The sequence below is a fragment of the Paenibacillus sp. PDC88 genome (genome assembly GCF_900106725.1).
GTDB lineage: Bacteria > Bacillota > Bacilli > Paenibacillales > Paenibacillaceae > Paenibacillus > Paenibacillus shunpengii.
The window spans coordinates 936,242-949,140 of sequence record NZ_FNNT01000001.1 but is presented as its reverse complement, the minus strand read 5'-3'; the positions used below and the strand labels follow the sequence as shown (position 1 = coordinate 949,140).

12 protein-coding genes and 1 riboswitch are annotated in these 12,899 nt (G+C 45.4%); of the genes, 7 read left to right on the top strand and 5 right to left on the bottom strand.

Translation table 11 applies throughout. The annotated features are described in order from the left end of the window. Positions 1-20 precede the first annotated feature (20 nt). Together BLW49_RS04460 and BLW49_RS04455 are read left to right on the top strand one after the other, a co-directional pair. Positions 21-923, top strand: coding sequence for an ROK family protein (locus BLW49_RS04460; RefSeq protein WP_090723347.1), 903 nt, complete (start codon positions 21-23; stop codon positions 921-923). A 188-nt stretch (positions 924-1,111) separates the two neighbouring features. Next, positions 1,112-2,116 (top strand): HRDC domain-containing protein, encoded by a 1,005-nt coding sequence (locus tag BLW49_RS04455; RefSeq protein WP_090723346.1) that lies wholly within the window; start codon positions 1,112-1,114, stop codon positions 2,114-2,116. A gap of 84 nt (positions 2,117-2,200) precedes the next feature. Here BLW49_RS04455 and corA read toward each other — a convergent pair whose 3' ends face one another. Then, positions 2,201-3,136 (bottom strand): magnesium/cobalt transporter CorA, encoded by a 936-nt coding sequence (corA, locus tag BLW49_RS04450; RefSeq protein WP_076311680.1) that lies wholly within the window; start codon positions 3,134-3,136, stop codon positions 2,201-2,203. A 463-nt stretch (positions 3,137-3,599) separates the two neighbouring features. Beyond that, a riboswitch (SAM riboswitch) is annotated at positions 3,600-3,726 on the top strand. Positions 3,727-3,863: 137 nt separating this feature from the next. Here corA and metA point away from each other — a divergent pair. The 4 genes from metA (at position 3,864) to mqnC (ending at position 8,460) form a co-directional block, all read left to right on the top strand. After that, the gene (gene metA, locus BLW49_RS04445) at positions 3,864-4,781 is read left to right on the top strand and encodes a homoserine O-acetyltransferase MetA (RefSeq protein WP_076311679.1); all 918 of its coding nucleotides are present in this window, start codon (positions 3,864-3,866) and stop codon (positions 4,779-4,781) included. 36 nt (positions 4,782-4,817) lie between these two features. Beyond that, complete coding sequence (locus BLW49_RS04440; RefSeq protein ID WP_076311678.1) at positions 4,818-6,005, top strand: aminotransferase class I/II-fold pyridoxal phosphate-dependent enzyme; 1,188 nt, start codon at positions 4,818-4,820, stop codon at positions 6,003-6,005. Then, positions 5,998-7,167, top strand: coding sequence for an aminotransferase class I/II-fold pyridoxal phosphate-dependent enzyme (locus BLW49_RS04435; RefSeq protein WP_090723344.1), 1,170 nt, complete (start codon positions 5,998-6,000; stop codon positions 7,165-7,167). The genes BLW49_RS04440 and BLW49_RS04435 overlap by 8 nt, the downstream gene beginning before the upstream one ends. A gap of 153 nt (positions 7,168-7,320) precedes the next feature. Then, positions 7,321-8,460, top strand: coding sequence for a cyclic dehypoxanthinyl futalosine synthase (mqnC, locus tag BLW49_RS04430; RefSeq protein WP_090723342.1), 1,140 nt, complete (start codon positions 7,321-7,323; stop codon positions 8,458-8,460). A 53-nt stretch (positions 8,461-8,513) separates the two neighbouring features. Here mqnC and BLW49_RS04425 read toward each other — a convergent pair whose 3' ends face one another. From BLW49_RS04425 to BLW49_RS04410, 4 genes are all read right to left on the bottom strand, one after another. Beyond that, entirely contained in the window at positions 8,514-9,404 is an 891-nt protein-coding gene (locus tag BLW49_RS04425) for a YitT family protein (RefSeq protein ID WP_090723340.1), read from the bottom strand. 49 nt (positions 9,405-9,453) lie between these two features. Continuing rightward, positions 9,454-10,695, bottom strand: a complete 1,242-nt coding sequence (locus BLW49_RS04420; RefSeq protein WP_090723837.1) for a cation:proton antiporter — start codon at positions 10,693-10,695, stop codon at positions 9,454-9,456. A gap of 4 nt (positions 10,696-10,699) precedes the next feature. Continuing rightward, the gene (locus BLW49_RS04415; protein WP_047909993.1) at positions 10,700-11,194 is read right to left on the bottom strand and encodes a cation:proton antiporter regulatory subunit; all 495 of its coding nucleotides are present in this window, start codon (positions 11,192-11,194) and stop codon (positions 10,700-10,702) included. Positions 11,195-11,290: 96 nt separating this feature from the next. Then, a complete protein-coding gene (locus tag BLW49_RS04410; protein WP_090723338.1) occupies positions 11,291-11,668 on the bottom strand; it encodes a hypothetical protein in 378 nt (125 codons plus the stop codon). A gap of 182 nt (positions 11,669-11,850) precedes the next feature. Here BLW49_RS04410 and BLW49_RS04405 point away from each other — a divergent pair, with 182 nt between their 5' ends. Then, a complete protein-coding gene (locus BLW49_RS04405; RefSeq protein WP_076311670.1) occupies positions 11,851-12,786 on the top strand; it encodes a putative sporulation protein YtxC in 936 nt (311 codons plus the stop codon). Positions 12,787-12,899: the final 113 nt, after the last annotated feature.

Here is a 12,899-nt window from a genome sequence, read left to right as displayed (position 1 = left end):
ACAATAACGGAGGGGTAATCATGGGAGTACTTGGTGCAATAGAAGCTGGTGGAACGAAATTTGTATGCGGTGTAGGTAATGAGCAAGGTGAGGTATTTGAAAGAGTCAGCTTTCCAACAACTACGCCGGAAGAGACGATGGCTCAGGTGATCTCTTTTTTTGAACAGCATGAGATCGAGGCGCTTGGTGTAGGGTCGTTTGGACCTATCGATCCTATCAAATCGAGTCCTACATATGGTCATATAACGACAACTCCGAAGCCTTTCTGGGGTGGTTACAATATCATTGGAGAATTGAAATCGCATTTTCAGGTTCCGATGAATTTTGATACCGATGTGAATGGAGCGGCTCTGGGAGAATATACATGGGGAGCGGCAAAAGGGCTGGACAGCTGCATTTATATTACGGTAGGTACCGGAATTGGGGCAGGAGCGGTAGTATCTGGACAACTAATTCACGGCCTGTCACATCCTGAAATGGGGCATATTAGTGTAAGACGTCATCCAGATGATACTTACGAGGGATTTTGTCCATATCATGGTGACTGCCTGGAAGGGATCGCGGCAGGTCCTGCGATTTCCAAACGTTGGGGCAAACAAGGCATCGAGCTTCCTTCTGATCATCCGGCTTGGAAGATGGAGGCCTATTATCTGGCTCAGGCTTTGGTAAATTATGTGCTTATTCTTTCTCCGCAGAAGATTATTATGGGCGGCGGTGTCATGAAGCAGGAACAGCTCTTCCCTCAAGTAAGAGCAGAGCTGAAGAAGCTGCTCGGAGGTTACGTTCAGCATCCAAGCATTATGGAGCGAATCGACGAATACGTTGTTTATCCTGAACTGGGTGATAACGCAGGGATCTGCGGTGCGCTTGCACTGGCCAAGCTGGCCAAAGAAGACGCCAAAATCGAACTGGGATTGAACTAGACGAATTAAATTTTGATCACACCGCATATCTATTCTTGAAATAATTATCAATTATGGTATGATGTTGACTAACAGAACAGTACGGATTTCATGAGGAAGCACCTCTCTCGCATTTAGATGCGGGAGGGGTGCTTTTTTTGTGGTCTTGTTGTACGTGCTGGGCTGACTTAAGGAGGAGGATGAATAGCATGAAGATTGTATTTATGAACCAGCTTTCAAATACGGCTCCTGGAGCGGAAGTGACTTATGCACAGTTATGGATTGGAGAGGAAGAAGGAATGTGGAAGCTGGGCTGGAACAAGAACAGCCTGGAAGAGGAGATCTCGGACATTTGGTATGAAGGTACATCATGGAATGAAATGATGCATATTTATCGCCTGCAGCTGGCGATCAAGATGAGCGAGGGATATAGACCACTGATTGAAGGCGTGTTTCATGAAGCAGGGGACACAAGAACGAGAAATCAAGGGGCAACCAAGCTTCAGTGCTATAGTGAGCTCTATGGACGTGAGGAATTATATCAGGAGCTGTGTGTATGGCGGAGAAGGAAGGCCCAAACGGAGCGCAAAGCCCCTTATTTTATTGCCAGCAATCGGCTGCTTCGAATGATCAGTGCATATGTACCGCATACCCTCGAGGAGCTTCGTGAACTGCCTGGTGTCGGTGATAATAAGGCGGCAGAGTACGGAGAGGAAATTCTCGCCATTACGGTAAATGAAGCAAGAGAGCATGCATTTCCGCTGGATTGGGTGCATGAAGTTCTGAATGAAGAGGAATATGAATCCTGGGTATTCAAGCAGAAGGAGCAGAAGTATAAGCAAGAGCTGGAGCGTTTTACATTAAAGAAGACTGTACTATCAGGTATTGCCAGCAATCTTTCTCTGGTTGAGATCAGTACAAGCTCTGGATTGACACGAAGAGAATTGGTTGATTTTCTCGAGGAGCTGGAGAAGGGAGGATACGATACAGAGGCTCTGATTGCCAAGGAGCTGGTATGGATGACCGATGAAGAGCAGGAGCAGATTTGGAATGCTTATGATGAGCTGGGCACGGGCTTCTTGAAGCCGGTACTGCAGCGTGTATATGGCGATGATCCTTCTTCTGTAGGGCCGCTGGATCAGCTGTACGAGCGTCTGCGTATGGTTCGTATTCGGTTTAGAAGACAGACAGAGGCAGATCGCCAGGTCGGCTAGTTTAATAATATAAAGGGTCCGGGAACCCTGTCTCAGACAGCTCCGGACCCTTACATCATTCTATTTACAATGTCGAAGATGAGGTCAAATCCAGTCCTTCTTACGGAATATCCAATACATAGAAAGGCCGAGCGCGAAGATCACGCCGATAACGATAAAATAAGCATACTTATAATTCAGTTCAGGCATGTTGGTGAAGTTCATCCCATAGATGCCTGTGATCAGAGTCAGCGGCATGAACACCGTAGTAATCGCCGTGAACACACGCATGATTTCATTGGCACGGTTTGAAATACTGGACTGATAAGCCTCACGTAAGTTCCCCATCAGATCGCGGAGTGTATCGAAGGTTTCAGATATTTTCACCGCATTTTCATAAATGTCGCTGAAATATTTCTGAAGCTGATCATCAATTAACCGCAGATCTTTTTTGTTAAGTGTATTGATGACTTCTTTTTGTGGAGACAGCGCCTTTCTTAACCACAGAATCTCCCCTCGCAGACCAATGATCTCGTTCAGATGCGATTTTTTGGTGTGCATCAGAATGTCTTCCTCCAGCTCATCAATCCGTGCCTCAAGCCGGTCACCAACCGTAAAATAATTGTCAACGATTGAATCGACGAGGTAATAGAGGAAACGGTCCGGTGTGCTGACTTCTTCCTCCCAGAGAATAGGCTTGAGTGTGCGAAGCTCGTTAATCTTCTGCTTGGTAACCGTAATAATATAATGTCTACCAAGAAATAGGTTTACGGCACGTAAAAATATTTCCTCATCATCAAACCGGATGCTGTTTACAACGATAAAATAATGGCTTTCATATATTTCGAGCTTTGGACGCTGTTCTTCCTCACTGAGACAGTCTTCAACGGCCAGATCATGCATGGAGAAGAGAGGCTGCAGCACAGCCAGATCGTCGACATCTGCATCAATCCAGTAGAACCCTTCAGCGGGAGGAGTAATTGTATCTTCAATGTTGTCAAGCGGAGTAAAAACTCCTTCATTCACCAGTCTTATTTTCATTTGTATCCACTCCTTATTAATCTCCCGTAAATGTTATAGGGACAAGCTGAATAACGAAGGAAAGTGAACGCATCAGTGCTGGTAAAGTGAAGGGTCACACAATTTAAGCAGGTATAGAGAAGAGGTCTCGCCCGTAAAATATGCGCTCCCGTCCAACCGGCAAGCTGATGGTACATCCTATATAGTTATATTTATTCGGCTGCCAGCTAGGCCTCGGGTCGCCTTCCATTTTACGTCACCCCATCATTTTTGATATTTAACACTTGACTAGTATAACGCTCTCGAATTAAGCAATCAAGAATGAAAATATTACACTATTCAAAGGCAGTCTATGTATGTGAAGCACATCTGGTGCTTTATTTTCATGAGCTGTCTCCTGGTGCTTATTTTTGACAGCCCAGTTCTTGACGAATAACGATCTAATCATTATAGTAATGGGTATATGACAATAAAATATAGCGAAATCTTATCAAGAGTAGGTGGAGGGACTAGCCCGATGATACCCGGCAACCGGCGAATACGCACGGTGCTAATTCTTGCAGTCGTCTGATCTTATTTATTAAGGCTATAGACGAATTGAGAGATGAGAGAGGCGCATTTTCGAATACGAACAGATGACCTTTCTCGATTACCGAGTGAGGTCTTTTTGTGTTAGGACGAAATATTCTGCTCCCCCATGCTCTCTCATGATATTCGCTCTTCAAACACCATATAAGGAGGAGTACTAATGCCAATTAAAATTCCAGACGCTTTACCGGCCAAGGAAGTACTTGCAGGAGAAAACATCTTTGTCATGGACGAAAGCCATGCGTACAGGCAGGATATCCGGCCGCTTCGTATCGGGATACTCAACCTGATGCCTACGAAGGAAACGACGGAAACACAGCTGCTCCGTCTTATTGGTAATACACCCATTCAAGTTGATGTTGTACTCATTCATCCCAAGTCTCACGTATCCAAGAACACGTCCCAAGAGTATCTGGATATGTTCTACAAAACATTTGATGAGATTAAGAATCTTCGTTTTGACGGCATGATCATTACCGGTGCACCGGTAGAACAGATGGATTTTGAGGAAGTGACCTATTGGGAAGAGATCCAGCAGATCTTTGAATGGACCAAGACCAATGTAACCTCAACAATGCATATATGTTGGGCCTCTCAAGCAGGTCTATACCATCACTTTAATGTACCGAAGGTAGGCCTTCCTGAAAAATGCTTTGGCGTGTTCCATCATACGATCAACAAATCTCATGTCAAGCTGCTTCGCGGTTTTGATGAAGTATTCCTCGCACCGCATTCTCGCCATACCGAGGTGACAAGAGAAGATATTGAGCAGGTTCCTGGGCTTGAGATCTTGTCCGAGTCAGAAGAAGCGGGGGTTTATATTGTAGCTACTGAGGATGGAAAACAAATCTTTGTAACAGGCCATTCCGAATACGATCCCTTATCTCTGAAATGGGAGTATGATCGGGATAAGGACAAAGGGCTTGATGTGAAGCTTCCGTATAACTATTTTCCAAATAACGATCCAAGTAAGGTTCCGCCATCTACCTGGAGAGCCCATGCGAATCTGCTCTTCTCTAACTGGCTTAACTATTATGTATACCAAGAGACGCCGTATGACATTGGACCACAGATTTAAGTGAATTCTACCTAACTTAGAGGAGGATGTTTACGAATGGGAGACAATAAACTAAACATTGAAAGCCGATTAGCACAGATTGGATCAGTGAAAGAGCCGGTAACGGGGGCAGTTAATTTCCCGATCTACCAATCCACTGCCTTCAGACATCCAAAGCTTGGTCAAAGCACTGGATTTGATTACATTCGTACGACAAACCCAACCCGAAAGGTTCTTGAAGAAGCAGCAGCTGAGCTGGAATCTGGTGATGCAGGATTCGCATGCAGCTCGGGTATGGCGGCTATTATGACGATCTTTGCCAAATTCGGACAGGGGGACCATCTGATTATTTCCCTTGATCTCTATGGCGGTACGTATCGTTTGGTGGAACGGATCTTGTCCAAGAATGGCATTACCGCAAGCTACGTGGACACGAATGATATTGATGCACTCGAAAGTGTAAGAAATGAAAATACCAAAGCTGTCTTTATTGAGACACCGACAAATCCTCTTATGATGATTACAGATATTGAAAAAGTGTGCGGCTGGGCACGTAAACATGGGTTACTGTCTATTGTGGATAATACACTTCTTACGCCTTACTTCCAGCGTCCAATTGAGCTTGGCGCTGATATCGTTGTGCACAGTGCTACTAAATATCTGGGTGGTCATAATGATGTACTCTGTGGCCTCATTGTAACCAAGGGGAAAGAGCTGTCGGAAGAGATGGCATTTCTACATAATTCAATCGGAGCTGTACTCTCGCCAAGCGACAGCTATCAGCTTATGCGCGGTATGAAGACACTCGCGCTGCGTATGGAGCGCCATGAATATAACGCAACCAAAGTGGCCGAATTCCTGCTCAAGCACTCCATGATTACAGATGTCTATTATCCTGCTCTTACGGATCATCCAGGACATGATATTCAAAATAAACAATCCAGCGGCAACACGGGCATTCTGTCCTTCAAAGTGAAGGATGCAAGATACGTTGAGCCCATCCTGAGACATATCAAGCTGGTAGCTTTTGCGGAGAGCCTGGGTGGAGTAGAGTCGCTTATGACCTATCCGGCTGTACAGACCCATGCGGACATTCCGGTAGAAATTCGCGATGCCATTGGTGTTGATGAGCGCCTGCTTCGTTTCTCTGTCGGAATAGAGCATATTGATGATATCGTTGCTGATTTAAGCCAGGCATTCGATAAGGCTCATCAAGAGCTTGAGGGAGGCGCAGCACATGAGTAAGAAAAACCGTGACGACTCCTATAAATTTGATACGAAGCTTCTGCATTTCGGAGCAGAAATTGATGAAGGCACAGGCGCTTCCAGTGTACCGATCTACCAGGCATCTACTTTTCATCATCATGATATTTTCGCTCCGCCGGTTCATGATTACAGCCGTTCTGGGAATCCGACTCGTCAGGCGCTAGAAGACTATATTGCCTTACTGGAAGGAGGCGTTCGCGGATTTGCATACTCCTCCGGGATGGCCGCCATCTCCAGTGCGTTAATGATCTTATCTGCGGGAGATCACATTATCGCTACGGAAGATGTATATGGCGGTTCCTACCGTCTGCTCAGTACGATTCTGACCCGGATGAATATTGAAACGACATTTGTGGATATGACGGATCTGGACCAGGTCAAAGCTGCATATCGCTCAAATACCAAAGCCGTATTTATGGAAACGCCGTCGAACCCAACACTTCGTATTACCGATGTCGCAGGTGTCACGGCTTGGGCTCAGGAGAAAGGACTTATTACACTGCTTGATAATACGTTCATGACCCCTTATTATCAGCGTCCAATTGAACAAGGAGTGGATATCGTACTGCATAGTGCCACGAAATTCCTCGGAGGGCACAGCGATGTGCTTGCGGGCCTTGCTGTTGCCCGGACAGAGGCCATCGCCAATGAGCTGAAGAAGCTCCAGAATGGGCTGGGTACGGTGCTTGGTGCACAGGAATCCTGGCTGCTCATGCGCGGGATGAAGACACTGGGGGCAAGAATGGCACATTCGGAGCAAAGTGCGGCCAAGCTTGCCGCATGGCTGACCAATCGCTCTGATATTGATGCTGTATACTATCCTGGTCTTATGGATCATCCTGGAAGAGAGATTCATGAGAGTCAATCTACTGGTTATGGTGCAGTCGTCTCCTTTGACGTCGGGTCGGGAGAGCGTGCCAAGCAGGTGCTGAATGCAGTCAAGCTTCCGCTCGTTGCGGTAAGTCTTGGCGCGGTAGAGAGCATACTCTCTTACCCGGCCATGATGTCGCATGCGGCGATGCCTCAGGATTTCAGGCTGGACAGAGGAATTACAGACGGACTGTTGCGATTCTCTGTAGGACTTGAAGATATCGATGATTTGATTGCAGATCTGGATCAGGCCTTAGCAGCTAACCGGTAAAATTCAATATTGTATATGATTCTAATCATATATATCTAGATCAAAAGAAGCACGCTTATAATAGGTGCTTCTTTTCACATTTAACCTATGTTACGATAGACAAGACAATATTTCTATTTATTGTTACATATTAACGATAAGGGAGGCTGCCGTATGAGCGGAGTAAACCATATCTTAGATAAAGCTTTGAATGGTGAGCGTCTGACTGTGGAGGACGCAACTCTTTTGTTTGAATCGGATGAAGTCGAAAAAATAGGTGAGGCTGCGCATGTCATCATGAAGCGGATGCATCCCGAACCCATCACAACGTTTGTCATCGGGCGGAACATCAACTATACGAATGTATGTGATGTATACTGCCGTTTTTGTGCGTTCTATCGCAGACCGGGTTCAGATGAAGGCTATGTACTCCCGGATGAAGTGATTTTCCAAAAAATTAAGGAAACCCAGGATGTGGGCGGAACAGAAATACTGATGCAGGGAGGAACGAACCCGAACCTGCCATTCAGCTATTATACGGATCTGCTGCGCGGGATTAAAGAACGGTTCCCGGATATTACAATGCATTCTTTCTCTCCAGCCGAAATTATGAAAATGCGAGAAGTGTCCGATGGCTTGACTCTTGAAGAAGTCGTTAGGCAGATTCATGAAGCGGGACTTGATTCTCTTCCAGGTGGAGGCGCTGAGATTCTTGATGACCGTACACGCCGTAAGATCAGCCGGCTCAAGGGCTCATGGCGTGACTGGATGGATGTAATGCAGACCGCGCACAGAATCGGCATGAATACGACAGCAACGATGGTTATTGGTTTTGGCGAAACGATGGAGGAGCGTGCACTTCATTTGCAGCGTGTTCGTGATGCCCAGGACGAATGCATCCAGAATGGCTATGATTCGGAAGGGTTCCTAGCGTTCATTCCTTGGACCTTCCAGCCGGATAACACGAACTTGAAAAAAGAACGACAAACTCCGGAAGCTTATCTGAAGACAGTCGCGATCAGCCGCTTGTTTCTAGATAACATTAAGAATATTCAATCTTCTTGGGTAACGATGGGACCGGAAGTCGGCAAGCTCTCCCTCCGTTACGGCTGTAACGACTTTGGAAGTACGATGATTGAAGAGAATGTAGTTTCCGCAGCAGGTGCTACACACAAAGTGAATATTAATTCCATTCTTGAACTGATTCGTGAGACAGGCAATACTCCGGCACAGCGGAATACGAAATACGAGATTCTGAGAGTATTCTATGGCCCGAACAGCAAAATTGAGAATGATTTTGTAATGCAGAATTAGTTCAAGCAAAAGCGCAGCAGGTACAGTGACCTGCTGCGCTTTTTTATAACTTGTTATGAATTTGGCTCATCCATATCGAAGACAACAGTAGCATGGGGATCAACAGAACGAACGATGGCTTTCAACTGACTCGTTTCAAACACATGTATCGTGTAATAGAGAGCAGGGAGCTGGCTCCAATCCTTTTCATTAGTCCGTTCTAATGGGGAGAGCTCAGGCTCTCTGAGAAGTCTTGCTCTAATTGACTTTTGCAGCTCATATGGTTGTGTACTAATAATGTAGACTCTGCGATTAAAAGTGAAGCCCCTCATTGCAAAGTGGACGGCTTCAACAGCAATCAAGTAAGCAAGAATCGAGTACATGGCCTGCTGAGCTCCAAACTTAATGCCTGCTCCGGTAAGAACAAGAAGATTCATGACCATAATGATACGTTCAAGCTTAATCTTGGATCTCTTTCCTCCAGAGAGGTTAGAACTGATATGGTTTACAGCCAGTGTATCCAGGGTGCCCCCATTACTCAGCACGAGCCCAATGCCAAGTCCTAGAAACAACCCGCCTAATATTGCAGCTGCCAGCGGATGAGTCAGGACTGCAGGCAAAGGATGCAGCATTAATGTACTTAATGAGAATACCGTTAAGCCAAGTACAGTGACGATAGCAAATTGTTTATGAACTCTACCATAAGAAAATAAAATGAATGGCAGGTTAAACAAGAATAAAAATAGTCCAAGCCGCATTTCCATTTGATAGGCGAACATGGCGGATATGCCGGTGACTCCGCCGACAATAAGCTGATTCGGATGCAGGAAAAGCTCCAGCCCGATCGATGCCAAAATGCTGCCCAAGGTCACGAGCAACAGCTTTTTCAACCAGACACGATGAGGCTGCCTAGATACCTTGGATCCCACATGGATGGGACGAGTAGAATGTGGAGGCTGGTTCATTCGATTCCTCCTTTATTCATCATCCTTGCATTTTCAAAGTGGTCGATATTTAGTCAATCGTCTTTTCTTGCAGCATCTCAGACTTTTGCTGCTTCTTCGTGTTCTTGAACTTGAAGACTTTATCCAGCATACGGTAAATGTGTTTGGACTCTTTGGTTAGAAGAGGCCCGAGTATCGCTAGAATAAGCACATAGATCGCAGCAAAAGGCTGGATGATTGCCATAAGTCCGCCCGTTGCGGCCATGTTTGCCAGCAGGATAGAGAATTCTCCACGGGAGACGATGGTCAGACCAATATTGGAGGAAGCCTTTGGAGACAGCCCCGCACTTCGTCCGGCAAGCATTCCCGCTGTAAAGTTGCCGACAAGCGTAATGGCTACCGCAATGAGAGCGAGCCATACGGCTTCTCCGCCAAGTGACAATGGGTCGATCGAGAGACCAAAGCTGAAGAAGAAGATCGCACCGAAGAAATCCTTGAATGGCATAATTAGATGCTCAATCCGCTTCGCATGCGTGGTTTCTGCTAGAACAAGTCCGACAAGCAGGGCCCCGATGGCTTCTGCAACATGAATGGTTTCAGAGAAGCCGGCTACCAGGAATAAGGATCCGAAGATCACGAGTGAGAAGAGCTCATTATTTCGGATATTAAGCAGTTTATTCAAGACGGGTACCAGCTTGCGTCCCAAGATGATAACGATCAGCATGTAGCCGAGTGCAATGAGTGCTGACATAATGACGCCGCCGATGGAAGACGAGTCACTGAGCACCAGACCGGACAGAATGGAAATATAAACGGCGAGAAAGACGTCCTCAAACATGATTATACCGAGAATCATTTCCGTTTCCGGATTAGCTGTACGCTTCAGATCGACAAGCACTTTGGCTACGATGGCACTTGAAGATATGGTTGTAATACCTGCAATGATGAGTGCTTCTGCAACCGGGAAGCCGCCGGCAAAGCCGAGAACGAGTCCCAGTGTAAAGTTAATACCTATATAAATACTGCCGCCAACGACGATGGACTTGCCTGACTTCAGCAATCTGCCGACTGAGAATTCAAGTCCCAAATAGAAGAGCAGGAACAAGACGCCGATACGGCCAAGGAAATCTATAAGACCGGCGCTCTCGATAAAACGAAAGTCGAGATGCCATATTTTAGCTGCATGAGGTCCTACCGCCATACCAATCAAAATGTAGAATGGAATAACGGAGAACCGGAGTTTAGACGAGATCAGTCCGGCAGCCGCGATGAGAGCGATCGCCAGACCGACTTCTAGTACCAAATGATCCACGTTCTCACCATCTTCCATCCTTTAAAATTTGTTTTAGTTTTTGTTGCTGCTGTCTTTCACCTACCGCAATCAGTGTTGAATCGGCCGCAATCTGCAGATCCGGACCAGGACTGATATGCTTCTTGTTATTCTTCTCCATAACGGCAATGATGGTCGCACCGGAATTTTGACGAATATCCAGCTCTCCAATAGTTTTGCCGACACAATTGTAATTTCCATCAATCTTGTACCATTCTATAATCAAATCGTCCAGCGTCATCTCTACACGCTCAAGCTGCTTAGGCTTGTAAGTCATTCCGCCAACAATTGCTGCCAGCTGACGGGCCTCATAATCTTCAAGTGAGATCATGGAGATGCTTTGATCCGGATCTTCATATTCGAAGTGATATAATTCACGACGACCGTCGTCATGAATAACGACAACAATTTTATCTCCACTGCTGGTTGTTGCCTGAAATTTTCGGCCGATACCCGGCAGATCAGTTTCACGAATTTCCATGGTTGTGTTAATGCCTCCTATAAATCATGTTTTAGTTCTAATAGTATAGAGATAGTATAGGCAAGAGCGTGTCATAAAACTCTAGACACGTCCTAGTTAAGCACTAACAAACATAGAAGTGAATTTTATAGGCTTCAGATAAAGCTTTCGCTTTATAAGGCCATAATACGCCTTGAAGGGCGGATTAATAATGAGGTACTCGAACAGCATAAATACCGCCAGCATCACGAACAGGAAATTCGTCTCATTCAGTGCTTTAGGCTGGAATCCTGGTGACTTGATCATCGACTTAGGATGATTGCTCATTGTATTATCCATCGGTTCCTCATAGATCGGCTCGCTATGGCCTTTCATTTTAAGAAGATGGGTCTTGTCAACGTCTCCTTCAATCACCGGATACTGGAATGAGATGATCGGGATAATACAAATAAATACAACAAATATGAATTTATATACTGTTCTGTCGTATTTCATCTCTTATCCCTCCTCGCATGATACTGTTATAAAAATAATAACACAAATTTGTGTCGACTCCAAATAGGTAATTATTTTCTTTTATATTGAGAAAACATGACAACCTTTCCAAAAAGCCGCTTCGTATATCCCCTTCTTGCTGACCATATAATAATTCTAAGAAAGAGAAGGGAGTGAGCCTTGTGGAATTGTTCGTGGTATGGACGGAAGCCCAGGATCAAGATACAGCGGAACACTTTTACCGTTTCATTAAAGATAAGACGAAGGGGTTACATATAAGTAAACAAGGGTTCCGATTCTCTTATCGTCAACATGAGGGCAAGGCAGCCTGGATCTGCAAAGGATATGAGAACCATCCCGGTTTCCAGGAAGGATTGCCGCGTATGTATGAAATTATGGCATCCGGTCTTGCGGATTATGTCATTGAATGCAAAGAAGAGCAGCAGCTGAAGCGATTGATCGAAAGGGAATGCATTCATATGGAGCCCGACGAGCTGGAGCGGGTGAAGCGCATATGTGCACCTCTGTTAAAATCACGGCTGGAGACAGAGCAGGGGACTCGCGAGCTTAGACATGGGAAGCTTACAAGAGGTATTCTAGATACGCTTCAGGACATCCCGGTTGTTCACTTGGAAGGAGCCATTCAATTTCGTCTTCAGGAATACAAGAATGAACTGCATGAGATTGTGGAGTATGCGTTAGACGAGTTCTATATGGATCGTCAGTATGAAGAGTTCATGAGCTTATTGAAATATTTTGTTTATTTTCAGGATCCCAAGGTTCCATTAATTCATGTGGTTCATAAGGGCAAGCATGATTTTATTTTGCTGGATGAAGCCTATAAGCCGATGCCAATGCCGCAAGAAGAAAGTGTAATTATGGAAATGCCGGGTATGGAACTCGAGATGGAAGTCGAGGATATGATTATTAGCCGCTTAATTTCGATTTCCCCTAAAAAAATGAAGCTTCATACAAAAACTCCGGAATTTCCGCTGATCCATACGATCTCTCAAATCTTTGAAGATAAGGTGGAAATCTGCCGGAGCTGTATTCATTGCCGGAATTTAACGGAAGCTGGTTCATTGTCACTTGACGAAGAGGAAACTTTGGAATTATAATACTGCTTATTAAAAGCGATGACAAAGACAAGGGTCTTAGAGAAGGACAGTACAGAGAGAGGGAACATCAGGCTGCAATTTCCTCCGGATACCTGCTATAGACTTACCCCTTT

Excerpts from the sequence above, each read along its gene's own strand:
- BLW49_RS04460 (WP_090723347.1), top strand. The coding sequence starts at position 21 with ATGGGAGTACTTGGTGCAATAGAAGCTGGTGGAACGAAATTTGTATGC.
- BLW49_RS04455 (WP_090723346.1), top strand. The coding sequence starts at position 1,112 with ATGAAGATTGTATTTATGAACCAGCTTTCAAATACGGCTCCTGGAGCG.
- corA (WP_076311680.1), bottom strand. The coding sequence starts at position 3,136 with ATGAAAATAAGACTGGTGAATGAAGGAGTTTTTACTCCGCTTGACAAC.
- metA (WP_076311679.1), top strand. The coding sequence starts at position 3,864 with ATGCCAATTAAAATTCCAGACGCTTTACCGGCCAAGGAAGTACTTGCA.
- BLW49_RS04440 (WP_076311678.1), top strand. The coding sequence starts at position 4,818 with ATGGGAGACAATAAACTAAACATTGAAAGCCGATTAGCACAGATTGGA.
- BLW49_RS04435 (WP_090723344.1), top strand. The coding sequence starts at position 5,998 with ATGAGTAAGAAAAACCGTGACGACTCCTATAAATTTGATACGAAGCTT.
- mqnC (WP_090723342.1), top strand. The coding sequence starts at position 7,321 with ATGAGCGGAGTAAACCATATCTTAGATAAAGCTTTGAATGGTGAGCGT.
- BLW49_RS04425 (WP_090723340.1), bottom strand. The coding sequence starts at position 9,404 with ATGAACCAGCCTCCACATTCTACTCGTCCCATCCATGTGGGATCCAAG.
- BLW49_RS04415 (WP_047909993.1), bottom strand. The coding sequence starts at position 11,194 with ATGGAAATTCGTGAAACTGATCTGCCGGGTATCGGCCGAAAATTTCAG.
- BLW49_RS04410 (WP_090723338.1), bottom strand. The coding sequence starts at position 11,668 with ATGAAATACGACAGAACAGTATATAAATTCATATTTGTTGTATTTATT.